The 23,324-nt window shown below is 45.3% G+C and carries 16 protein-coding genes and 2 tRNA genes; 8 read left to right on the top strand and 10 right to left on the bottom strand.

Annotation, left to right across the window (positions count from 1 at the left end):
* Positions 1 to 8 precede the first annotated feature (8 nt).
* The 3 genes from CCZ37_RS05620 (at position 9) to CCZ37_RS05610 (ending at position 3,033) form a co-directional block, all read left to right on the top strand.
* Entirely contained in the window at positions 9 to 650 is a 642-nt protein-coding gene (locus CCZ37_RS05620) for a sugar transferase (RefSeq protein ID WP_010320171.1), read from the top strand.
* Positions 651 to 793: 143 nt separating this feature from the next.
* A complete protein-coding gene (locus CCZ37_RS05615; RefSeq protein ID WP_094499975.1) occupies positions 794 to 1,333 on the top strand; it encodes a heme NO-binding domain-containing protein in 540 nt (179 codons plus the stop codon).
* A 2-nt stretch (positions 1,334 to 1,335) separates the two neighbouring features.
* The gene (locus CCZ37_RS05610) at positions 1,336 to 3,033 is read left to right on the top strand and encodes an ATP-binding protein (protein ID WP_094499974.1); all 1,698 of its coding nucleotides are present in this window, start codon (positions 1,336 to 1,338) and stop codon (positions 3,031 to 3,033) included.
* 162 nt (positions 3,034 to 3,195) lie between these two features.
* Here the strand turns inward: CCZ37_RS05610 and CCZ37_RS05605 are convergent, their stop codons facing one another.
* From CCZ37_RS05605 to focA, 5 genes are all read right to left on the bottom strand, one after another.
* Positions 3,196 to 4,932, bottom strand: coding sequence for a glycoside hydrolase family 36 protein (locus CCZ37_RS05605; RefSeq protein WP_094499973.1), 1,737 nt, complete (start codon positions 4,930 to 4,932; stop codon positions 3,196 to 3,198).
* 198 nt (positions 4,933 to 5,130) lie between these two features.
* Entirely contained in the window at positions 5,131 to 7,593 is a 2,463-nt protein-coding gene (torA, locus tag CCZ37_RS05600) for a trimethylamine-N-oxide reductase TorA (protein WP_094499972.1), read from the bottom strand.
* A gap of 24 nt (positions 7,594 to 7,617) precedes the next feature.
* Positions 7,618 to 8,802, bottom strand: coding sequence for a pentaheme c-type cytochrome TorC (gene torC, locus CCZ37_RS05595; RefSeq protein WP_010318623.1), 1,185 nt, complete (start codon positions 8,800 to 8,802; stop codon positions 7,618 to 7,620).
* 51 nt (positions 8,803 to 8,853) lie between these two features.
* On the bottom strand, positions 8,854 to 9,030 hold the full coding sequence (torE, locus tag CCZ37_RS05590) for a trimethylamine N-oxide reductase system protein TorE (protein ID WP_010318622.1): 177 nt from the start codon (positions 9,028 to 9,030) through the stop codon (positions 8,854 to 8,856).
* A gap of 639 nt (positions 9,031 to 9,669) precedes the next feature.
* Positions 9,670 to 10,524: a formate transporter FocA gene (focA, locus tag CCZ37_RS05585; RefSeq protein WP_094499971.1), complete on the bottom strand. Its 855-nt coding sequence runs from the start codon at positions 10,522 to 10,524 to the stop codon at positions 9,670 to 9,672.
* 448 nt (positions 10,525 to 10,972) lie between these two features.
* On the opposite strand from focA, the gene CCZ37_RS05575 reads away from it, so the two are divergent.
* The gene (locus CCZ37_RS05575; protein ID WP_010318620.1) at positions 10,973 to 11,206 is read left to right on the top strand and encodes a TIGR02647 family protein; all 234 of its coding nucleotides are present in this window, start codon (positions 10,973 to 10,975) and stop codon (positions 11,204 to 11,206) included.
* Positions 11,207 to 11,270: 64 nt separating this feature from the next.
* Here the strand turns inward: CCZ37_RS05575 and CCZ37_RS05570 are convergent, their stop codons facing one another.
* On the bottom strand, positions 11,271 to 11,714 hold the full coding sequence (locus CCZ37_RS05570) for a PACE efflux transporter (RefSeq protein WP_033197397.1): 444 nt from the start codon (positions 11,712 to 11,714) through the stop codon (positions 11,271 to 11,273).
* A 96-nt stretch (positions 11,715 to 11,810) separates the two neighbouring features.
* Between CCZ37_RS05570 and CCZ37_RS05565 the strand changes: the two genes are divergently transcribed.
* Genes CCZ37_RS05565 through CCZ37_RS05555 form a run of 3 tightly spaced genes read left to right on the top strand, consistent with a single transcriptional unit; the run spans position 11,811 to position 14,189 of the window.
* Entirely contained in the window at positions 11,811 to 12,701 is an 891-nt protein-coding gene (locus CCZ37_RS05565) for a LysR family transcriptional regulator (protein WP_010318618.1), read from the top strand.
* A gap of 32 nt (positions 12,702 to 12,733) precedes the next feature.
* Complete coding sequence (locus CCZ37_RS05560; RefSeq protein WP_094499970.1) at positions 12,734 to 13,564, top strand: NAD(P)H-binding protein; 831 nt, start codon at positions 12,734 to 12,736, stop codon at positions 13,562 to 13,564.
* On the top strand, positions 13,557 to 14,189 hold the full coding sequence (locus CCZ37_RS05555) for a YdcF family protein (protein ID WP_094499969.1): 633 nt from the start codon (positions 13,557 to 13,559) through the stop codon (positions 14,187 to 14,189). The genes CCZ37_RS05560 and CCZ37_RS05555 overlap by 8 nt, the downstream gene beginning before the upstream one ends.
* Before the next feature lie 247 nt (positions 14,190 to 14,436).
* On the opposite strand, the gene CCZ37_RS05550 is transcribed toward CCZ37_RS05555, so the two are convergent.
* Positions 14,437 to 14,513 (bottom strand) — tRNA-Val (locus CCZ37_RS05550).
* Between the two features lie 38 nt (positions 14,514 to 14,551).
* Positions 14,552 to 14,628, bottom strand: a tRNA-Val gene (locus CCZ37_RS05545).
* A gap of 272 nt (positions 14,629 to 14,900) precedes the next feature.
* Between CCZ37_RS05545 and CCZ37_RS05540 the strand changes: the two genes are divergently transcribed.
* Positions 14,901 to 15,953: a GGDEF domain-containing protein gene (locus CCZ37_RS05540; protein ID WP_094499968.1), complete on the top strand. Its 1,053-nt coding sequence runs from the start codon at positions 14,901 to 14,903 to the stop codon at positions 15,951 to 15,953.
* On the opposite strand, the gene CCZ37_RS05535 is transcribed toward CCZ37_RS05540, so the two are convergent.
* The gene (locus CCZ37_RS05535) at positions 15,950 to 16,621 is read right to left on the bottom strand and encodes a DUF2726 domain-containing protein (protein ID WP_010318614.1); all 672 of its coding nucleotides are present in this window, start codon (positions 16,619 to 16,621) and stop codon (positions 15,950 to 15,952) included. The two genes, CCZ37_RS05540 and CCZ37_RS05535, sit on opposite strands and share 4 nt — an antisense overlap.
* Before the next feature lie 319 nt (positions 16,622 to 16,940).
* Positions 16,941 to 22,982, bottom strand: coding sequence for a pullulanase-type alpha-1,6-glucosidase (pulA, locus tag CCZ37_RS05530; protein ID WP_094499967.1), 6,042 nt, complete (start codon positions 22,980 to 22,982; stop codon positions 16,941 to 16,943).
* Positions 22,983 to 23,324: the final 342 nt, after the last annotated feature.

Genomic DNA, 23,324 nt, shown 5'->3' with positions numbered 1-23,324 from the left:
ACCCTATTATGAATCGCCATCAACCCACTCAAATATCAATTACCGTGTTCAAACGCACTATGGATTTACTGGGTGCTATCGTAGGTTTAATCCTACTTTCCCCCTTATTTCCGATTATTGCCTTTGCCATTAAAATTAACTCTTCAGGCCCTGTGTTTTATAAACAATGGCGAGTAGGCAAATCACTCCCCGACCGGGTTATGCTTTTTGAAATTATTAAGTTTCGTACCATGTACCAAGATGCCGAAAGTCGCTCAGGAGCCGTTTGGGCAACCGATAATGACCCACGTATCACGCCTGTAGGACGCTTTTTACGCAAAACACGTTTGGATGAAATTCCTCAACTCTTCAATGTGTTAAAAGGCGATATGTCGATTGTCGGCCCACGCCCAGAACGCCCTGGATTCTACAAAAAGCTTGAAGATGCCATCCCTTACTTTGCTGAACGTACCTATGGCCTATTGCCCGGCATCACTGGCTTAGCTCAAGTTAACCAAGGTTATGACACCTGTATTGATGATGTGAGACGTAAAGTGGCTTTTGATCATAGCTATGCTCTGTCCATGTACTCTCTGTACTCATGGTTCAATACAGATATCAGGATTATGCTCAAAACCGTGATGGTGATGGTGGGCAGCCGAGGCCAGTAAATGAAATAACAGAATGGAAAAGTTTGGCGAAAATTAGGGGGAGCACATTAACTGGCTCCCATCCTCTCACTTGCGTACATTAGTTTTCTCCACCATGCTTAAAAGTATGGGCATCACTATTCACCCCAAAGGGAGAACCCACGATGAAGGGTATCGTATTTAGTCTATTTTTCGACATTATCGAACAGCGGTTTGGCATGGAGACATTAGAAACTATGCTCGAACGGACTGGATTAACTCACCCATTCACCTCGGTTGGAGACTATAAACACCATGAACTGATCGCAATGATACAAGCCATACACCAACTGACGGGTGAAAGTGTTGACAACCTGCAACGGGAAGTGGGCAAAGCCATGTTTAGCTCTCTATATCAAACGTTACCCATCCCGATTCAGCACGATCTTCCTTTCGTTGAATTTCTCAAAAAGGTGGAAGATGAAATTCATGCGGAAGTTAAAAAACTGTACCCCAATGCGCGTCCGCCCAAATTCATTTTTATTGAACAGAGTGGAGAAGCTACCGTTTTTGAATATCAAAGCCACCGATGTTTGTCGTCACTCTGTTTAGGACTGCTGGAGGGATGTGCCGCATACTTTTCCCAACCGATAACGATTACTAGCCACTACCTAAAACCTGATGGTAGTGCTGTCCGTTTTACGATTATCAAAAGTGAAAGCTGATCATGACTAAAGCCTCTTCTGTCTGGGAACAACGTTTACTGCGTGAAAAAGCGGCGCGAATTGCCGCAGAACAATTGCTTGAGCAGAAAAGCCGGGAAATCTATGAAATAAACCAATACTTGCAGCAAGCACTTGAAGCGCAAAAATTAAAATCCATGGTGGATATATTCAAATTAGAATTGAAAGAACACATTGATGCTATTTTGATTCGTTTTGGAAGACGGTTTTTATTTACCGAACTCAACGAAGCTTTGATTAATACCTTTATAGACAGCATTCCAGACAGAAAAAACATCCTTCAATGTGAGTTGATATTACAGGCAGATTTATTCCCCACTTATAGTCAGTTTCATTTCAGTAACTGTTGGCTTCCTAAGAAAGAAAAAATGACATCACAGAAAGAAATTCTGCTCCCTATTTATTCGAACACGCAACAGGTCGGAGAGTTAATCTTTACTTATCAAACCCATCCAATTGAGTTCGAGTTCATCGTCAAACAGGTCAACATGCTGTTCGATTTGCTAAGTGGTGCACTGAGCAAACATCTTGATATCCAGAGCAAAGAGCTTTCCCGAAAACAAGCCGAAGATTCAGAAAAAGCAACGAAAGAGTTTGTTACTATGGTCAACCATGAAATACGCACACCATTGGTGGGCATACTGGGTAGCGCAGATCTACTTGAAACGACATACTTAACCGATGAACAGAAAAAGTACCTTGCGGATATCCAACATTCAGGAGAGATGCTCAATTTCGTCATCAATGACCTTCTTGATTTTAATAAACTCCACTCAGGCTTATTACGCATCAATGATCAACCTTTTGAGTGGTTACAACTTCACAATTATGTTTATAACTTAGTCTCTATAAAAAAGAAAAATACTACGCTGAACTTCATTTACAAAGATACACTTCCCGAATACGTCTATGGTGATAAAAAACGTATTCAGCAAATACTGTTAAATTTGATTGGCAACAGTTTGAAATTCACCCTTAAAGGAGAAATTAATATTTATATTTCTTGGGCTGATGACAAACTGAAAATCGATGTGAAAGATACAGGCATCGGCATTCCTGAATATGCGCAGAAAAAAATCTTTGATGCCTTTTATCAAGTTGATCGTTCTTCCACGCGCCAGTTTGAAGGTTTAGGTATGGGATTAGCTATCTGCTTAAGTTTAACCAAACTCATGAATGGATTATTAAGCGTTAAGAGCTCAGAAGGAGAAGGCAGCGAATTTTCCGTTGTTCTTCCGCTTCCTGCCGCAAATAAACCTAACACAAAAACAATGACGAATACTCTCGTCAGTGAATGGAATGATAGAAAACTGGCCATTCTGGTAGCCGATGATATAGAGATGAACCGGATTATTATTCAAGGCATGTTAGGAAAACTCGGTATCTCTCCCGATTTTAGCCACAATGGCGTAGAAGCATTGGATGCCGTCCAACATACACAGTACGACTTGATCTTTATGGATTGCCGAATGCCAGAAATGGATGGTTTTGAAGCAAGCCAACACCTACGTGAGCAAGGTTACAATAAGCCCATCATTGCGCTCACCGCAGGCACGACCATGCATAAAAAGCAGCACTGCATAGCATGTGGTATGGACGATGTGCTGAGTAAGCCCTACCGTTTAGAAGATTTGAAAACCATTCTACAAAAGTGGCTGTCGGCCGCGGATGACTCAGCCTGAAATGCAATAAACCAACATGCAGTCGAAATTATACTCCGACCGCATGCTTAGAAAAGAAACTAAATCAGCTTTTGTGGCTAAGAAATTATGGCTAATTTAGCGCAGCATTCCGCTACCCCGAATCATTCAGTTAACCTGAGCACTCTTAACAAGGGCACTCCATTAACAAGAGGTAATCACTGCTCGGCTGGTTAAGCCACTTGCCAAGGAGACTTCAAATACTTTGACTGGCTCTGGTGAAAGCTTGTCTCCTGTCCAGTAGTCATACCAATTCACTGGCTGGCTCGCTGTTAAGGTATAGTCACACGCCTTACCTTGGTAATTGAATAAGCAGTGCAGATCATTGCGTTCTGTTAACTTTAAAAATAGGTGATTGAGAGCCAATGAAGTTGGCTTAGCCGCATCTTGGTTGTGTTTGCGCCTAATCATTAACTTATTTAGGCTCTGCTTAGCAAAAGAGGTCAATTCTGGGAGTGGATCACCTGAAAGCAATAAACCACCACACGCAAGCAATACATTGCGATGAAATTCATAGCTGACGCGATCGGTCGATTGATTCGCAAGCGACGTCAGTGTTGCGCAATCAGGATCAATTTGCCATAACTTGCGATGCTGCCAACTGCGATAAAAAGTCTCTTTAGCGATTTGTTCAAAGCGCTGTGGCGAACGCTCGACATCGTCCGAAACACGCATGGCATCCACCAGCCCCAGTGACGGCCACATCGGCGCATTGCATCCAAGTAACAATGCCTCTCCCGCGCCTTCTGCGATCGCCTGCATCCCTAAACGGTACGCTTCAACCCCCGTCACTCCCGACTGATAACGCCGTCCTTTGAGTGCTCCCCAATAGTTCGCATCCAATTTAAACAGCTCAACACCCCACTCTTCTTTCATGGTTTTGATCACATGGGTTAAGTATTCCTGCACGTCAGGATGAGAGCCATCCAGCACATACCAAGGTGTACAGCGCCAACCTCCGTAGGTTACTTCTTCAGCTTTCAGTGGCTGTCTTTGAGCATTTTGTACAAACCAATCTGGATGTTGCTTAAACAATTGAGATTCAGCTTGTGCAATGAAGGGAGCGAGCCAAATTGCAGGTTTTTTGCCCGCTTGTTTGATCTCTTGGATCAGCGCTTTAACACCACGAGAAAACTTATCGGACGGCGTCAACCAATCGCCCATAAACGCCTGATAGCCATCATCCAGCAGCACCCATTCTAGCCCCGAAAGTTCTCCTTGCATTGCCGCAAGGTTGGTTAGGATGTGCTGTTCATTAACATCGGCATAATAGGCATACCATGAACACCATCCAACGGGCGCAGGTTTTGCCACACCAGCACGCGGCGTATGATGACAACTAATATATTGCGCATACTGTTGATACAAACCTGATAATGAATCACCTTGCAAAATAACGACGGACTCTAAACTGTTATTTGTCCAATCTTGTGGATGGGTCTGCTCACCATCAATGGAAGCGACTAAATAGGTGCCCGTCCTTTCCTCAAGAATTTCAAAATAGCCAGCAAAACGGTGGCAAGAGGTAAAACCAAACAGTTGGTATCCGGTGGATTGTTCAATCACCAGCGTGTTGTAATAACGTTGGCTGTCTTGCTGTGGGTAAATCCGGTAGCTCAAGCTATTGTCAGGACAACGCCCCACATCCACCGGATGATGCGGCGAACCTGCAGTTTGCGCTAGCATTTGAAAACCGTCACCAATCACTCGTGCGTCCGATTCAACGTCAAATAGAGTGCGAAACAGCGAGTAGTGATCGGAAATGGGCGAGTTATGTATTCCTGAATAGGAAAAACTGATCTCATCGGCTTGTAATTGGGTAATCAAATCCGGCTGAAGTAACTCAACTTCTCGATGACATGGCAGAGTGATCGTTGTCATAACACCTCAGTACAAATTGTTGTTCTGGCAGTGTCTAATGAATTCGCGTTACATGTAAGTTATTTTGATCACGTTTTCCCTTTGACGTCGATTCATATGCTGTTTTATTCAACAATGAGAACGCCCAAGGCGCAGGTTTGGGTATAACAAGTAAAACGCCAGCATGTTTGCTGGCGTTTCGTTGAGCTAATGACGGAATTACGCCACTTCGATTGGTCCACCGAATGACGTCACTGGTGGTACTTTACCAGTAAATTTCTCGAAATCGACAATGCAAGTATTGGCTGAAGTGGCTTGCGCCAGCTCAGATGAACCGACATCGAGTGTGAGTGTATTTGGATCGCCATAGGTGCAAATAGCTCCCTCTTTCTCATTCAACGGGCCATACCACGCCCCCTCTTCGATGCGGATCACGCCACGCGGGTAGTAGTCACTTAAGACTGCACCGGCCAATAACTGGCCGCGATCATTAAATACGCGAACTAAATCCCCTGCTTTAATGCCTTTTTGTTTCGCATCGATTGGGTTGATATACACGGGCTCACGGCCATTGACAGCATAGGTCGCGCGATACTCTTCTGACTCACACATTTGTGAGTGCAAACGCTTATCTGGGTGGCAAGATTGTAACCAATATGGATGCTTATCTGAACCCGGACCGCCGTGCGAACGCTCGGTTTTTTCAAACCACATCGGGTGATCTTGGCAATGTTCATAGCCATAACGCCCAATCTTACGTGACGTAATCTCGATAAAGCCAGACGGTGTACCCAGTGCGTTTATCTCAGGGTCTTTACGGAAATCGGCATGGCGAACCCAAGGTTGGCCTTCACCAAAATCCAGTACACTCTGCTGCCAAAACTGTTCAAATTCTGGTAAATCAAATTTACCCGCGTTGGCTTTTTTACACTCGTCATAGAGCGAACGGACCCACTCCATCTCATCCATGCCGCGTGTGAACTCTTCATGGCGGCCAAAGCGACGCGTCAATTCAGTGAAAATCTCAAAGTCAGTACGCGATTGGAACAAAGGATCAACCAAACGGTGCATGGCAATCAAACCCTTGCCAGAATAAGAACCGTACACATCGATATCATTGCGCTCAAACTGAGTACAGGCAGGAAGAACGATGTCGGAGAAACGGCAAGTCGCCGTCCAAGCAAAATCGATCGTGACGACGGTTTGAAGCTTGCGGAACGCCTTCTTCATTCGGTTACGATCTTGGTGATGATGCCACGGGTTATTGCCTGAAATCACCATCATTTTGTAATCAGGTAATTTTACGCTAGAACCGTTGTAGCGGATCTCTTTACCCGGCTCTAGCAAGCAATCGACCCAACGGGCAACAGGAATTGTTTTACTGTAGCCGTTGTAGTTTTCGTTGTCCCATTTCGGTTTTGAACCCGTATCTAGGTTACGTGGAAAGCCGCCGGGCGAGGCAAAACCGGTTGATGGAACCCCAATGCCAGAATAGTGATGTCCGTAGGAGATCCCCCCGCCTGGCAGGCCAATTTGACCAACCATCGCCGCCACAACCGCACCAGCCCAGTAAGGCTGTTCGCCATGCTCTTGACGCTGGATACACCAACCAAACAGTAACTGAGTTCGGCCATTAACGAGCATACGTGCAAATTCGCGGATCTTATCGGCTGTTACGCCACAAATCTCGGCGGCCCATTCTGGCGACTTAACAATCTTATCTTTCGTTTCGCCTTGAACGTACTGAATAAAAGGTTCAAATCCTAAGCAATAGGTTTTGATGAACGCCTTGTCATACAGATCTTCGTTATACAACACATGTGCCACCGCCAGCATAAATGCTACGTCGGTCTGTGGGTTAATGTACCAATGGTCACTGTTTAGGAAGTGCTGAGTTTTATTCTTGACTGGATCAACAGAAATAACATTGATCTCTCCTTTCGCCACTTTTTCTTTCAACTGATCAAGGTAAGGAAAGGATTGGTGCGTTTCACAGTTCCAGCCAACTTGCAGGTTTTTTACCGGGTCGGTCGCCCACAAAACAATGTTGTCTGAGTGCTCAAGAATTTCCGACCAAGAGGTGCCTTGAGCATACACTTCTGTCGAACCTAACACGTAAGGAAGAATGGTTTGGCCTGCACCTGTTGAGTAATCACCCACTTTGGTGATGAAGTTACCGTGCATACCTACAGCGCGTTGCATCATCGCTGTACAGTTGTGAAATGACCCCGTTTGGTTCCAACCCGTTTGTCCTGCATGCAGCGCCCAAGGGCCATACTCTTTTTGTACGCGCTCAAGTTCACGATAAAACAGATCCAACGCTTCATCCCAAGTGACGCGGATAAAACGGTTGTTGCCACGTGTTTCGCCGCTGTATTTATGTTTTTTGAGCCAATCAAGGCGAACCATTGGGTAACGCACTCGTGATGGGCTATAGATAATGCCTTTGATTCCATTGAGCATATCAGTGGGGTGCGTGTCTGATTCTAGCGGCTTGACCGATTGTACTTTTCCGCCATACACATGTGCGCGAAATGCGCCCCAATGAGAGCCTGATACTTTCCAACTGCCTGTGGTTTCTGCCGCGTTAGCCGATGTCGAGACCAATAAACTTGGCCCAATAACCGACGCCGCACTGGTGGTTGCTACACCTTTAAGAAAACTTCTTCGTGTAATCGCCATATTTAAAACTCCGTTTGACGTGGATTAATGGTGACCTTCAGCAAAATCTGAAGAGTGTTTTTGTAGATACTTCAAGACTAACGCTTCGCTGTCTGTGTCGAAGTTGACGAATGCCATCATGCCGTTAAACATGCCCGGCCAAGTATTCGCATCAAAATGCGCTTCATCTGGTTGGCTATGGCAGACAGAACAGTTCGTTTTATAGGCCTCACCCGCTTTTTGCCAAATTGGATCCACGCTATCGAGCATGGCTTGTTTTTTCATCCACACTTTCGCGTTTACTTTTTCCCAAGGTAGACCGGTGAGATCATCGACACGCTTTTCACCAACCGTGACGATTGCATCATTTTGTGCCGCTTCTTTCATCAAGGAGCCCACAGCGATGTTCATACCAAAATCTTCTTGGATCACACGACCAAAGCCTTTTGCTTTGCGCCAGCCATCAATTTCGATTTGAATCATCTCTCCTTTCTCATCCAATACCGTGACTGCCGATGCTGGGTTCAGAAGGCCTGCTTCGACTTTGGCTTGTGCATCTTCATAAATAGGTAAGAAGCGAACGCTCACCACTTGCTTGCCGACCGAGTAATCGGTGTTAGATGCCAACTGCTCTAGCTCGCCAATCAGCCCGCCTGAACTCTCCATATTTTTAGGCAGGTTATGGGCGATCCCTTTATGGCAATCTAGGCAACTTTGATCTTTTTCCGCGGCTTGTTTCATCTGAATACGCGCGGTTGCCGACATCTGTTCGAAATCCATCGAATCGTAATTGTGGCAATTTTTACATTCCAATGAGTTGTTGGCTGAAAAGCGCTCCCACTCATGCTTGGCCAATTCAATACGGCGCTCTTCGAATTTTTCAGGGGTACCTAAATCACCAAAAACTTGCGCAAATACCTCCTTAGAGGCTTGCATCTTACGCGCAATTTTAGCGGTCCATTCGTGTGGTACGTGGCAGTCTGGGCAAGTGGCACGTACGCCCGAATGGTTTTTCCAGTGCACGGTTTCTTGCAGCTCAACATAAACGTTGTCGCGCATTGTGTGGCAGCTGATACAGAATGCTTCGGTGTTGGTGGCTTCCAGTGCAGTATTAAAACCGCCCCAGAAAATCACACCGGCGATAAAACCGCCCATCGTGAGCACACCAAGGCTGATGTGCACGGCTGGACGAGTCATAGTGCGCCAAATTTTGACTAACAATGATTTCATGATTCGCTCTCTTAAATTTTCGATCAAAAGGATTACGGGTGAACCGTGGAATTAACCGTGCGCACCAGGAGGACCAAAGAGGAACACTTGCAGCATCCAAACAATAAATCCATAACCGCCGACAAAGGCGATACTTAAGATCGGAAAGAGAACCACTGTGATTAAGAGGAAAGACTTCCACTCAAGCGAACGTTTCTCATTACTCTCTATTTTATTAACATCACTCATACATTTGCCTGTTTTGTATTTCAGTCATTTTGAGCAGCTCGACGACAGAGCTCAGCTTATTACCATTTCTGATACGAAATGTTAGACCATACTCTTTATAGGGTTCAATCGATTCTTACCTTATGTAGCAAGGAATCCACTACTTTTTTGAGCTCGCACGGAGTTGTGTTTGATTAAGAATTTATGTATAGAAATATGAGTGATTGTGTCAACTTAATTTCTTTTCACAAACGTTAAAAAAGAAACAAAAAACAAACAAAATGAATTACAAGATAGGATTGAAGTGCGCATTTGTTCCCGCTAAACACTCAAATGGCAACCGAAATGTAACGATATTATTAATAAAATGAGGAATGGTTAGATGACGATCATCACTCAGGAATCGCTGTTATATTCGCCCCACTTCAGTGCATAATACACTGCCAATGCTGGGTTTTTGTGCACTTCTTGATAGAATTCATCTTACACACTGGCTTTAAAACAGCTTATCCACAGAAAATGTGGATAAGCTGTTTTAAAGGTATAAATAGTGAACAAACACTAGCAGAAGCAGTCAACACCACCTAAGGCGATGGTTTAGAGATGACAACAAAAAACGGCCCTTAAAGCCGCTTCTAAAATCATCTCTTCAATAAGGAGTTATTCGTGAGATCCATCTCGAAGGTAAATTAACCAATACCAAATGCCAACAAAAACACCCCCACCGATGATATTGCCAATCGTCACGGGTAATAGGTTATTCATCAAGAAACCGATTAAGTTAAGGTCTGCGTAGTCGGCAATATTGGCACCCGTCATCTGCCAAAACTCAGCGGGTGCAAAATATTTGATCCCAATTGCCATCGGAACTTGGAACATATTAGCGATGCAGTGCTCAAAACCCGCGGTGACAAACATGGCGACAGGTAAAATCATCACCATAATTTTGTCAGTCAAGGTGCGACCACTGAAAGTCATCCAGACCGCCACGCACACCAACACGTTACACATAATGCCAAGCGCTACTGCCTGCATAAACTCGTGGTGCAACTTATGCTGAGAAATGGCCATCGCATTGAGGCCAACTTGTCCACCATCAAACATATATTGTTTGGAAACGAGCATACAAGCGACAAGCATCAGCGCACCAGCAAGGTTGCCAAAATAGACGATGACCCAGTTTTTAATCAGCATGCTCCAAGAAATTTTGCCACTCGCACGTGCAACCAACGTTAGCACTGAACTAGTGAATAACTCACCACCGGTGACCACCACCAGAATAAGACCTAAGCTAAACGCAAAGCCGCCGATAAAACGACTCAGACCCCAAGCCATATCGCCCGTGCCTGTCGTCACTGTAGTGTAAAAAACGAAAGCAATACCGATATGAATGCCAGCAGAAATGGCAAGAAGGAAAGACTTCATCGGATCTTTCGTTGCTTTTCCAACCCCCGTTTCAGCGGCGCGCTCTGCCATTTGCGGTGGCAATAGGGAATCAAATTGGTTTAAGTTCATGGCAAGTAACATTTTGAAACAAGTGATAGAAGGCGCGGATAATCGCCCCATTCCGATGACAATTCAAGAGCTATTTTCTATGTTTATAAAAAATGTGTTTAGTTTACAAAAAATGTGTTTAGCGTGATGAAAATCATAAAAATTTATTGATAGCCCATACCTACCGTCTATGGATAGCTACTCCCTTGCAAACCAATGATGAATATATACCCAAACAACTTGGAGTTGCAGGTAGGCGGCAAGTGAGTGAGTCCCCATGAGCATAGGCAAACTATGTGATTGGGGTGAACGAACGTAGCCAACACCGCTGCAGCTTCAAGTAGGAAGGGTATAACTGTGTGAAATATCCCCAATTTGGTTGCAGATAACATTTCTTACAACAACTGATTGCAGCCAACAGCGCTGCCATCTATGGTGACAAAAAATCATTCACTATATAGGTGTCGAGATGAAATTTACTCAACAAAATATCGCCGAGCTCAATCTACTCCTCCAATTTGATTTAAGCAGCGCTGCGACTGGCATTAAAGTCCGTAATGATGCGTCTGACGACATGCAATCCGCCGTTCAACGTCTTTACGAAAAAGGTCTGTGTACATTACCTGATGGTGGCTATTTGACGGATGAAGGTATCGAAGTGGCCGAGCATGCAGAGCGCGTGCTGCGCGTTTTGAACTCTTAATCTAGCCTGCAAAGGCAGCCGTGACTCTACTGGCTGCCTTGTCCCCTTAAAAAACCGCCCTTCTTTATTTGGCCATTCGCTCAATCCAACGTTGATAGGGCTGAATTCGATCATATACCCAGTTAAACAGTGTGGTGTAGATAAAGAAAAAGGTCAGAAACCCAGCTTCCAAAATCAATGCATCCCACATCGATACGTCTAAAACCCAAGCGATCACCGGAATAGAAATAAAGACGAGCCCACCTTCAAAACCGGTCGTGTGTAACAAGCGTAAGCTAACCGTACGCGCTAATCGGTTGGTACCAAACACTCGGTCGAACAAAACGTTGTATAGATAGTTCCACGCTACGGCAAATAGGCTCAAACCAATACCTATCATGGCTAAATCCCCCGTTCCCTGCCCTGTCACCAATGCGGAGATTGGAATAATTAACGCTAATGCGGTCACTTCAAACGTTATTGCATGGAAAAGGCGCTCTTTCATCGACAACTCTCTCATTGACATCATTTTTCTCCTCTTTATTCTTCGTCTGAGGTGTTGAATGGACTCATTTTCATCTATATTGAAGATACTAAAAAGTTAGATAGTATCGGTAAATGAGATATGTTGAGTATTGATCAGTTGCAAGCCTTCACCGCAACCGTTGAGAGTGGATCTTTCTCCGGCGCGGCAAGACAGTTGGGCAAAGTTCAATCGGCCGTTAGCCAACACATCATCAATTTAGAAATTGATTGCGGTGTAGAACTGTTTGATCGCTCCGGCCGTTATCCACGATTAACCGCGCAAGGCGAGCGACTTCTACCGTATGCGCAAGCGACGTTGCAGCAACATCAACGCTTAGCGCAACAAGCACAACTGCTTGCTTCATCACCCAATCAACAGCTTTCGCTCGCGATGGATGAAGGGATCCCGTTACAAGGGTTAACCCATTTATTCAAACAGTTAGCCACACAGTTTCCACACATTGAAATTGAATGTTTAAGTGCATCAAGTACCGATGTGATTGAGATGGTGGAACAAGGTCGCGCTAGCTGTGGGATCATCTTCAGTGAATTGGCCTTACCGAATAACCTTGATTTTGAAAATGTCGGTTCAATCCGTTTTGATGTTTATGTGGCCGCAGAGCATGAATTGGCTCAGCATCAAGCGCCCCATATCGATATGCTAAGATTGCATCGCCAACTCGTTATCCGCTCACGCAGCCATAAAACCAGCAGTTTCCATCAAGCCTTTAGCCCCGAGATATGGTACGCCGATAACTACTATCTATTATTAGAGATGGCGTTAAGCGGTTTAGGATGGTGTTTGCTGCCAAGCTATTTAGCCGAAAGTGAACAAGCGATGGGGAAATTAGTGCGTGTCCCTGTTGAGTTTGAACAGCTGGCTTGGTATACCAACATTGATGTCATTCAGCACCAGCGCATGAGCGCCGATCCTATCCATAAAATGGTCAGGCAGTTGTTGCGCCAGCTTAGCCCACTCACCGATGCCTGATCGGCATACAATCAATACAGGATGTAGATTTTATGAGCACCATTACCCTCATTGGCGCAGGTTGGCTAGGCCTTCCTCTAGCGCAAGCTCTTACCGAAAACCACCAAGTCTACGCCAGCCGCACCCAAACGGCAGGAATGCTTGAGTTAACGCAACATGGCATCACAGGCTTTGTATGCGATCTTTCTCTGCGCGACCAAAGCTTATCGCAGCACTTTATTGCTCAAAAAAGTGAGATTGTGATAGGCAGCTTTCCACCCGGTTTTCGCAAGGGAAGAGGACAAGAGTATGCGCAGCAGTGGCAGTATTTAGTCGCGCAAGCAAAGCTGGCTAATGTGCGTAAAATCATCATGGTCAGCTCAACCAGCGTCTATCCTGACATTGCACAACCAATGAGTGAACATGATGCCTCCTTGTCACTGGCGCAAAGTGACTCAAACTTCAGTGAAGGAGCACGAATTATGTTGCAAGCCGAGCAACACGTTATCGATTCAGGGCTGGATTATGTCATTGTACGCTGTAGTGGCTTGATCGGACCAAAGCGTCATCCCTCACGATTTGCAGCGCGTTTGGCGCAAGTCAGCCGGCTTGCACCAGCTAATATGTTGCATCAAAAAGACGCCATTAGTGCACTGATTTTTGCCAGCGAGAAACTCTCCAAACAGGTCGTCAACGCCACCACACCACAAACCGTGAGTAAAGCTGAGTTTTATCAAGCCGCGTTGGCGGCCGCCGAGCTAGACTCACCATTACCGCCAATTGTCGATATTGCAGACAAGCGTATCTTAAGCGACAAGCTGATCCAATTGGGCTATCAATTTCATTATTCACACACGTTAGAGGCACTGGCACTGAATGAGTAAACATCTCTACCAACACATTGAAACCTTGTGGCAGTACATGCAGATGAAGCATGATCTCGTCGCAGCCGATATCATTATGGTGTTTTGCAGCAATGATTTGCGCGTGGCTGAGTATGCTGCACATTTGTACCAACAAAATTTGGCCCCCTACCTTCTTTTCTCTGGCGGACAAGGGCGTTTTACTGAGGGTAAATTTGCTAAAAGCGAAGCAGAAACCTTTGCTGACATAGCCAAAGATTGTGGCGTACCAACCCACGCGATTTTACTGGAAAAAGAGGCGACTCACTCTGGAGAAAATGTACGATTTAGTCACCATCTATTGGCAGAAAAATCGATCACTGCGCAACGTATTATTGTGGTTCAAAAACCCTTCATGGAACGTCGTGCCTACGCCACATTTGTTAAGCAGTGGCCCGCCCCATTTGAGTCATTAATGGTGACCTCTAGCGGAGAGACATTTTTCGATTATCTTGATGAGGATTTCACCGTTGATGTTGTACTGAGTGCGCTGTTAGACGATTTTGTGCGAGTCCGCGACTACCCAGCACAAGGATTTCAGATTGAGCAACCGATCCCAGACGATGTGACACTTGCTTACCAAGTTCTGAGTCAATTTAAGTGGTAACACCAATTGTGGGGCATAATCGAGTAGGAGGAGGCCTCACGGCCTTCCCCATCCTGCTGACTTCTTATTGCCCATCACACACCATAAGCCGTGCGTGGAATTACTGTTTGGCAAGTACTGATAGAGTAATGATAATGTGCTCAAGAGATTGGATTGAACGGACCAGTTAATCTTATAGATCGGTATAATACTACTTTGTATGCTGTAGATATAACAAAGCCCGCACATGGCGGGCTTTGTTTGAATTTGGTGGGTCTTATTGGATTCGAACCAACGACCTTCTGGATGTCGACCAGACGCTCTAACCAACTGAGCTAAAGACCCAAAATTTTATTCTTGATTATGTTCCAGTTTCACTGAAATGGTGCGTCCGAGTGAACTCGAATCACCGACCCCCACCATGTCAAGGTGGTGCTCTAACCAACTGAGCTACGGACGCATATCTTCAGAACGGTGTGGATATTAACGGCTGTTTTTGCTGTGTGCAAGTCTATTTTCTTTGTTTTTGAGCCAGTTGGCTTATCTATAACCAGCTTGTCTGTTTTTTATTCATAACTCAGGATTTAAGCACAATAAACTGAACAACAATAGCTGTAAGATGTCGCATTTATTTCATTGTATAAGTTATGTGAAATTATCCATTGATTCGGAACGATTATCTCGTACTATAATCTTTATCAATACCTTCGATATGCAATGCGGTTACTTAACATGGATGCACGATTATTCAACCACTCTCACTATTTGAGAACCACTGTACTTTGTGGGTTAAGCTTACTGCTGACCGCTATTGCATTTTTCTTGGTCCTATTTAACGTTTTTTACACGCAAAGCTACGGTCTAGCAGCATTAGAATTTATCTTCATGTGCTACTCCTCTTACGTTTACTTCATTGCAAAACAGCAAACATATTCAGCTACTCACATTCGTGTCTACGTTTATTTTCTGATCTTTATTATCAGCGCAGGGACTTTTATCCAGCCTTTAGATAATGGTCTATTTTTATGGACAACTTTTTTTCCAGTACTTTTCTATCTATTAATGGGAGTTAAGCATGGCCGCCTCGCAACGAGCATTGCGTTAATTCCTCAGCTATTCAATATTTATTATCAAGCTTCATGGAATGAAGCTTATGATCCAATTCCGTTGATGATCAATCTGCTTCTTTGCTATTGCGGAATTTGGACAGTGGCTCATATTTTTGAATCTAGCCGTAAAAAAACTGAAAACTCACTGCGCTATCTCGCTTCCCGTGATGCGCTGACAGGTTCTCACAATCGTTTAGCACTTACTCATGCCTTCGCTCACTTTGTGCAAAATAGGGGGGATATGACATTGTGCCTTTTAGTGATTGACCTTGATTATTTTAAGCAAGTGAATGACACCTATGGGCATGATGCCGGTGACAAGGTTCTAATCGATACGGTACAAGTGATGTCTCAAATTGTGGGCGACGATAACCTCTACCGTATTGGTGGCGAGGAGTTTTGTGTGACTTTATTTGATCACAGCATCGCACAAGCTGAACATGTGGGAGAAAAATTACGCGAGGTGATTGACCAACATTTGTACGCTTATGACTCTAAACAAATCCAGTTGACTTTAAGTGTCGGTATTTGTGAGTACCGTGAAGGTGACAAGTTGGATATGCTACTGAAATTAGCTGATGTAGAGCTTTATAATGCAAAGAAGAATGGACGTAATCAAGTTCGCATTTGCCAAATCAATGACAGCAAAAATGATGCGACACTTTGGGCTTCTTAGAGTTCTTGATCCTCTCCTAATTCATACACCACATTATAATTTTCGGTATAGGTACACTGCGGTTGACGGCTACAAGTGAAGAATCGTCGGCCTTTGAAGTCGCCTTGGCTGGCAATTTTTATCACCATTGGGCTACCGCATTTTTTGCAAAAACGCACTTCTTTATCGGTTTCAATCAAATCGATATGTGCAGCCAGTAACCTTCTAAGTTTGCTCACTTGGTAGCTGTGTTTGATGTTCGCACCAATCAATGGAATGTTGGCAGACTTACACACATGCATCAGCAGTTTTTCACGCTCAACCTTGCCTTTATGCAGTTCTTTTCCATTATCCAACTCGATGATCACTCGCGGCTCTAAGGTTCTTGCATCGCACACCACAAAATCAAAATAGTTTTTGGCGATTCGGTTATTGGCGATAAACCACTGCTTTTTATTCAAGTTCGCCGCTGGGGTAACCACGTTGGCCATTGAAACTTTAGCCAACACCACACCGTGTTCCCCTACTGCAGATTTCAGCGCGTTATGAAAGGCGCCTTCCGACATATTGAGTAACGCCCCTTTCTTCTTATAAGCGTAGTCTTTGGTATCGTCGTGTTTGATCACGTACTTTTGGATAAAGACAAAAAACAGCACCAGCAGTGCAACAATGATAAAAATGTTGGTCATACGATAAAAACCATTTTGAAGTAATTAGCTAACTCGCTAATTAATAAACGAAGTACCGCCCAAAGGCCAGTTTATTACTATGGATTTGTTGAAGAGGGTGACCTAATCCACATGGCAGCAGGCTCTCTTGTAAGCTGAATCTAGAATGTGTACCAGAGTGTCATTCAGGTTGATAAGCTACGCCAATGAGTGAAATGTCGCAACTTGTGTTTTCTGTCAATGGACAATGACCAAACGAGAGGCTCATTAATGAGAGTCTTAGTAGGAAAAAGTAGAGAAGGAAAAAGCTCGCCGCAGCGAGCTTTTATTGCTTTAACGATTAATCCAGTCGAAGTAAGCGACCAGTTAAAGCCGGAACGATGATTGTCGTTGTGCCGATTTGCGTGGCGATCGTCTCATCAGTCATTAAATCCTTCAATTGAGTCGCAGCTTTTACGCTTCCCATATCAAGAGATAATCTCCGCTCCGCAGTGCTGGTGTTCAGCACATAGAGGATCTGCTCATCACCGTACACTTTGAGATCCGCGTACAAACTCTCGTCAATCCACACATTACGCCGCTCCCCTTTAGCCAGGGACGGGTATTGGCTGCGCAGTAGCATTAATTGACTGACGCTGTTTTTCAGCGCTTGCTGTTGTGGTGATAAGCTTGAACCATCTACTTTGCCACTAGAACGAGCAACGTGATCATCACACAAACCAACGGCAGCACAATTTTGTGTCACTTGCGCTGCAAAGTTTTCGACTTCATCCCCAATCTCTTCACCATAGTAAAGCGTGATTGGCCCAGAATAAGCAGCAAGAAAACTGAACGCGGCAAGATGTCGCGCATAATAATCGCCTAAATTACCTCGTTGGATCAGGTCACCAAAACGAACCAAATCATGGTTGCCTAACATTAGATTTGGCATGGCGTGATAAGGCGATTTCGCTCGGTTATTCCAACTGGCTTCTAGACTCAGAGCATTGCCGCTTGCGCCAGATTCTTCCACTGCTAATGCTTGCATCACACCATAGCGTAAAGGAAAGTTGAAGGCTGAGGAGAGCGCTGGGTTTGCATCACTGCCATACGCAGTTAGGGTAATGTCATCAGCCCCTTGCCACACTTCACCGACCATATAGCCTAATGTACCCCATGATTTCCCTGCATTGAGGTTATCTTGCGATGCTTGTTCAACCGCCGCGCGCAACGAACGCCAACTCTCAAGCGGGACTTGATACGCTTGGTCTAAACGCCAGCCATCAATGCCAAACTCACGGATCCAGTAGCTGGCAACTTCAGTGAAAAATGCCTCACTCGCTTGGCTAGGATAAGTGACCAACTTGCCCGGATAACCACTTTCCCCGTCATGAAGCTGAGGCAACTTGCCGCTCGGTGACGCTTTCACGCCAACAGAGCTTGTGTGACCAAATACGCCATCCAATAACACGTACAGCCCTTTGTCATGCGCACTATCAATCAGCTCTTTTAGCTTAGCGTTGCTGCCAAAGTTAGGATCTACGTTGAAATAATCACACGCAAAATAGCCAGTAGCGTCAAGCTTATCATCGCCATTTTGACCCGCGCAGGAATCAAATACTGGCGTTAACCACAACGCATTAACGTTCAAGCTAGCAATGTAATCCAAGCTATTGATGATGCCTTGCAAATCACCACTGTGATGCGAGTTGCCGTAACCAACACCGTAATCAGCGTTTGAATCTCCATCAACAAAGGATTCCACCATCACTTGATAAATTCGCAAATCACAAGCGGGGTTATTGTCTTGATAACACGCGTAGTCAACACCCGTATCCACAACGCCAACCACCCGTTGCGATGGGTTAGATGCATCCAGTGTAAACTTCCAAACTCCTTGCTCTGTTACGGTAAGCTTGATATTGCCATTTCCTGCATTTTCCAATGTCGCGGAACCGCTAGCGATACTAAAGCCACCAAAACCCAGGTTTAGTGTGCTCCAATCTTCAGAAGCAATTTTGAATTCATACACTCCGGGAGTCAGATAACCTTCAAACGTGTAGAGACCATTTTGCTGATAGGATAATGGATTTGAAACTCCCCAACCGTTCATCGAACCACGCACGTACACCGTGGTTGAACCATAAGGTGCCACATCAATTGGTGGCGCATCAATGCTTAAGCCAGCACCCTGCTCACCCTGTTGTGGCATCACAAACACTGCCGCCGTTAAGGCTGGAACGGTAAAACGACCATTGTGAAACTGGCTCTCTTTGACGCGCACATCTTGTGCTGTGCGTAAAACAGGATGTAATTCAAAGCGCTGCGCGTTCGGAATAACCACACTTTGCTCAACGCTATTGGCGTTGATGGCGACAACGATGACCTCAACATTAGGGTCAAGATCCGTTCCAGCTGAAACACCATCATTAACCGACATCACTATCATGCCAGGCTGCGCATTTGGCCCCGTATTATGGAAACGAACACGATTTAACACTTCTTGCTCAGAGATGAGCTTGAGCAACGGTGTTTGCGCACGAATCGCCAGCAAAGCTTTGAAGGCATTATCTGTCCATACAATATCTTGCGCGGAAGCCACCGTATTGGGGTTGGCTATCACACTTTGAATCGCACTCCAGTTGGCCTGATCTTTATCTGCTCTTGGCAAGCCGACATTCCAGTTGTTGGTCTGCTTGCTAAAGTCAACACGGTTGTACCAATCACCACTGTCGTAACTGTCGCGCGCCATCGATTTTGAGCGAAGTAGTTCTGACCCCATATGGAAAAAAGGAACACCTTGCCCAAGCATTACTGGCGCAAGGCCAATGATCTGCATGCGCGCTCTATCCTCTGAGCTGGTTTCTGCTTTTGCTTTATATTGGTTGAAATCCCACAGGGTTTGATTGTCGTGTTTAGAGACGTAGTTAATCGACTCTTGTGGGTCAAGTGTATAGGCCGCGCCTTGACCACCGTATTGGAAATCACGGCCAAGCACTGTCATGCCGCTGGCGGTTTGCAATGGATAGGCTTGTAAATTGCCAGCCATGCCATAGCGAATTAAGTCCATTTTCGATTTCAGCTCATCACTAAATCGATCACCTGCATTAGCAAAACCCGGAGTGGTTAATAACGCCTCACCGCTATCAAATGGACCACCGCCACGCACACCGTCACGTAAGCGATCGTTATAAGTCCCTATTCCCGTTCCAGCCATTGGCCATTGCGTGGCATTTTCACCTCTGGCACCGTTGGCGACTTCACCAAAGTTCCAGCCTTCACCATAGAACCAAGTGTCAGGATCAACCGTTTTCGCCGCCTCATAAATCTTGAGCATGCTTGATTTCATCAAGTGTCCCATCAGATCGAAACGGAAACCGTCGATTTTGTAATCTTGCGCCCACATCGTGACGCTATCGGCCACCAGTTTCTCGAACATACGGTTTTCTGAAGCGGTATTGTCACAGCAGCTAGAATTTTCAACCGCACCTGTGATGGGGTTCAAGCGGTGGTAATAACCGGGCACGGTTTTATCCAGTACTGATTTGTCATACAAACCTGACGAGTAGGTATGGTTGTAGACCACATCTTGCACGACTCGAAAACCAAGCTGATGCAGTTTTTGCACCATTTGGCGGTACTCTTTCACCCGTGACACACCATCACTTTGCACTGCATAACTGCCTTCTGGCGCGCTGTAATGGAATGGATCATAACCCCAGTTGAAGCTGTCAAGCGGCCGCACATCCGCCAATAATGCTTGTGCTTGCGGTGTATTCGGGTCGGTTTTTTCCAACAGAGAAAGTATGGTCGCGCTCATCGACGTGCCATCAGAACAGAGCGACGCTTGCGGGTTAATACCACACAGTTTTGCGACCGTATCATTAAGATCGACCCGCTTTTGCTCATCTTCCGGAATCGACGCTAAATCATAGCTTGGCAGTAAGTGAATGGTGGTTAAACCCGCTTGTTTTAAACTTTTCAGGTGCGTAACACTGTCACGTTCTTCTTCCAAGAAGGCGAGGTACTTACCGTTGTATTCCGCTGTTCCTTTGCTATCACTGTTGCTGAAGTCACGAATGTGTACTTCATAAAGAATGTTATCTTCAGGATGACTCAGTTCAGGAATAATTTGAGCATCCCAACCGTCCGGTTTTGACTCTGCTGCGGTTAAGTCTACCAATTGAGAATAAAGGCTGGATGTGCTGAGTGATTGCGAATACGGATCAGTCGTCATCATCCATTCAAGTTGCGCCGTTTTAGGATGGTAGGCGTGCACACGGTAACGATAGAAACTGTTTTTCAGCGAGCGCTCACCTTGATAGTGCCAAACTCCGGTGTTTGGATCTTCAACCATCATCTGCGGTGAGGTACTGCGAAGGGTTTTATCTTGATCATACAGATACAGCTCCACTTGCTGCGCGGTCGGAGCCCATAGCGCAAAATGCGCGCTATCACCGTCTATCCAAGCGCCAAGTTTCGCTTCATCGGCATCATCGCTGCCCACCGTGTAAAGATTATCGACTATTCCTGGGATCTGCACTTTTGTTGCAACCAGTACTTTGCCTTCAGCATCTCTCGCCACTGTCAGTAGCTGAGTTTTCAACAGCGCTTTAGCTTGTTCATTGCTCACATCCAATGTGAAGGCTGTTCGAGCCGCTAAATGTGGGAAATGCGCATTATTGGTCACGCCTGACAAGGCTAATGGATAATGGATGAATTGTTCAGGATGGGCGATATCACCATTGCCTTGCGCGCGGCTCCAAAGCTCATAGCTTACCGCTTCGCTGTGATCGAACCACGCCAGTTGATTTACCGCAAGCCAATGTGCAGCTGCGCCCTCAATGGCAACTTGAATTTGCTCATTCGGAGAGTAGTTCAACACCGCACTACCGTGGCGCGTATAAAGCGTATTGCCTTTGACAAAATCCAGCACTAAATCATCGCCGCCCAGCGCTTTATCATTGCCACTGTGCACAATAAAGTTCATGCAGTTGCCATGTTCTGCTTTAAGTGGAATGCGATATATCGCCCCATAAATCGGGTCGATTTCTGAGGCTAAGTAAGGATTTCCCCAATCCACACCATTAAGCGCAGATTCAGAAACAGAATCACAGCTACCGTTGTTCCAAAGGTGTAGTCCCCAGCCGTCATAATTATTGTCATCACGCAGGTAGTAAATGATCGCTTCTTGATAAGTTGGGGTCGGCTCGGTTGTCGAGTTATCCGCCTGTTTCGGTTGTGGATCAATGCTGTCGGGGATGCCATCACCGTCATCGTCGCTTGAGGCAAAATCCCCTAGCCCATCGTTATTGGTATCAAGGCTTTCTAAGCGATCTCGTGGGAATACATCCTGCGCGTTGCTCACGCCGTCACCATCAATATCGTCATCTTCGCTATCGGCAATACCGTCACTATCAAGGTCAGCAGGAACGCTTGAAACATCATGGGCGTCCGTTCCTAAACGCGCTTCATCGGCGTTGCTCCACCCATCACCATCAATATCATCATCTTCGACATCCGCAATGCCATCGCCATCGAGATCGGCAGCAAAGCTTAAGGCGTCATAAGGATCTGTCCCTAATCGCCATTCAGTTTCATCAGGCCAGCCATCATTGTCATCGTCTAGGTCTGCGTGATCGCCAATGCCATCATTATCGGAGTCAATACTCTCTTGGATGTCGTAAGGAAAGTGGTCAATCAAATCGGCTACGCCATCTCTATCGCTATCAAAGCCAATAACAGGCTCACCATGTTCAAGCATCAGTGTTTTATCGCGAATATCGCTCTTTTCTCGCTGCGCTTTTTTGATCTCATCGCCAAACAGCTTACTGGCTTTTTTCAAGGTATTGGCCAATTCAGGCAAGCTGGAGTCATCGATAGTAGCAGGTAGCAGTTGCGCTAGCGCTTTAGCAGATTGAGCAACCAAGATGTGGTTATCGACATAATCCGCTTTGATATCCAGAGTTGGAATACGCAGCGCCTTTTTCAGCTCAGCCAGTGCTTTACTCTCTCGCTTACCATTTTGCATCTGCACGCTGAGGTAAGTCGTAAAAGGGCTGATCACCGGATAATTTGCTGGCGCCATCATTAAATAATTGCGCGCCGCTTTGACGGTGGGAATATCTTGGTCAACGGTTTTTCCCTTGATGACAGAAGCCATCAGATAATAATTTTTTACGTCACCACGCAGCCCCGCCACGTTAATTTTTGCGATACCTTTTTGGTCGGTATACGCTTGAGGTTCGTTTTGTTCAAATTGACGATTGCCGTTCACATCTAGCCAAACTTGGGCATTGGTTAAGTACCCATCCATGACTTGAACGTCTAACGAGTCATTACAACCCGCTAGCATACCAATTGAAGCAAACGCTAAAGTCATTCTCGTTAGGTTTGTTTTCATTGTTGTAATCCGTTTTATAACGTTAGTGCCTGTCCTGCTCTAACTGCTGGCAGAAAACCGGTAAATCAGTAGTTAAGTGGTTAAGCAGCTATATGCCTATATCTACCTAAGCTAACGTTATAATTTTGACACCACCAATCACCTCCCCCTTGCAATTTTGCTCTTAGGGCGTAGAACCGAGGGAGGAGAAGAAAAATACAGAGTTCACTCACGCTCAGGGCAAATGAGATGAAAGGAAAATAGCGAGAGCAAGATAAAAACGTGATCGGAAAGACAAAGCGTAGAATGAGGAATGATAAAGTGTGAAAGAATATTACATTTTGACCAATCTAATAGAGTTTG

The sequence above is a fragment of the Vibrio qinghaiensis genome (assembly GCF_002257545.1).
Classification (GTDB): Bacteria; Pseudomonadota; Gammaproteobacteria; order Enterobacterales; family Vibrionaceae; genus Vibrio; species Vibrio ordalii.
Note: the sequence above shows the minus strand (reverse complement) of the source record. Positions and strands in the feature narration are given on the sequence as shown.

Excerpts from the sequence above, each read along its gene's own strand:
- CCZ37_RS05620 (WP_010320171.1), top strand. The coding sequence starts at position 9 with ATGAATCGCCATCAACCCACTCAAATATCAATTACCGTGTTCAAACGC.
- CCZ37_RS05615 (WP_094499975.1), top strand. The coding sequence starts at position 794 with ATGAAGGGTATCGTATTTAGTCTATTTTTCGACATTATCGAACAGCGG.
- CCZ37_RS05610 (WP_094499974.1), top strand. The coding sequence starts at position 1,336 with ATGACTAAAGCCTCTTCTGTCTGGGAACAACGTTTACTGCGTGAAAAA.
- CCZ37_RS05605 (WP_094499973.1), bottom strand. The coding sequence starts at position 4,932 with ATGACAACGATCACTCTGCCATGTCATCGAGAAGTTGAGTTACTTCAG.
- torA (WP_094499972.1), bottom strand. The coding sequence starts at position 7,593 with ATGGCGATTACACGAAGAAGTTTTCTTAAAGGTGTAGCAACCACCAGT.
- torC (WP_010318623.1), bottom strand. The coding sequence starts at position 8,802 with ATGAAATCATTGTTAGTCAAAATTTGGCGCACTATGACTCGTCCAGCC.
- torE (WP_010318622.1), bottom strand. The coding sequence starts at position 9,030 with ATGAGTGATGTTAATAAAATAGAGAGTAATGAGAAACGTTCGCTTGAG.
- focA (WP_094499971.1), bottom strand. The coding sequence starts at position 10,524 with ATGAACTTAAACCAATTTGATTCCCTATTGCCACCGCAAATGGCAGAG.
- CCZ37_RS05575 (WP_010318620.1), top strand. The coding sequence starts at position 10,973 with ATGAAATTTACTCAACAAAATATCGCCGAGCTCAATCTACTCCTCCAA.
- CCZ37_RS05570 (WP_033197397.1), bottom strand. The coding sequence starts at position 11,714 with ATGATGTCAATGAGAGAGTTGTCGATGAAAGAGCGCCTTTTCCATGCA.
- CCZ37_RS05565 (WP_010318618.1), top strand. The coding sequence starts at position 11,811 with ATGTTGAGTATTGATCAGTTGCAAGCCTTCACCGCAACCGTTGAGAGT.
- CCZ37_RS05560 (WP_094499970.1), top strand. The coding sequence starts at position 12,734 with ATGAGCACCATTACCCTCATTGGCGCAGGTTGGCTAGGCCTTCCTCTA.
- CCZ37_RS05555 (WP_094499969.1), top strand. The coding sequence starts at position 13,557 with ATGAGTAAACATCTCTACCAACACATTGAAACCTTGTGGCAGTACATG.
- CCZ37_RS05540 (WP_094499968.1), top strand. The coding sequence starts at position 14,901 with ATGGATGCACGATTATTCAACCACTCTCACTATTTGAGAACCACTGTA.
- CCZ37_RS05535 (WP_010318614.1), bottom strand. The coding sequence starts at position 16,621 with ATGACCAACATTTTTATCATTGTTGCACTGCTGGTGCTGTTTTTTGTC.
- pulA (WP_094499967.1), bottom strand. The coding sequence starts at position 22,982 with ATGAAAACAAACCTAACGAGAATGACTTTAGCGTTTGCTTCAATTGGT.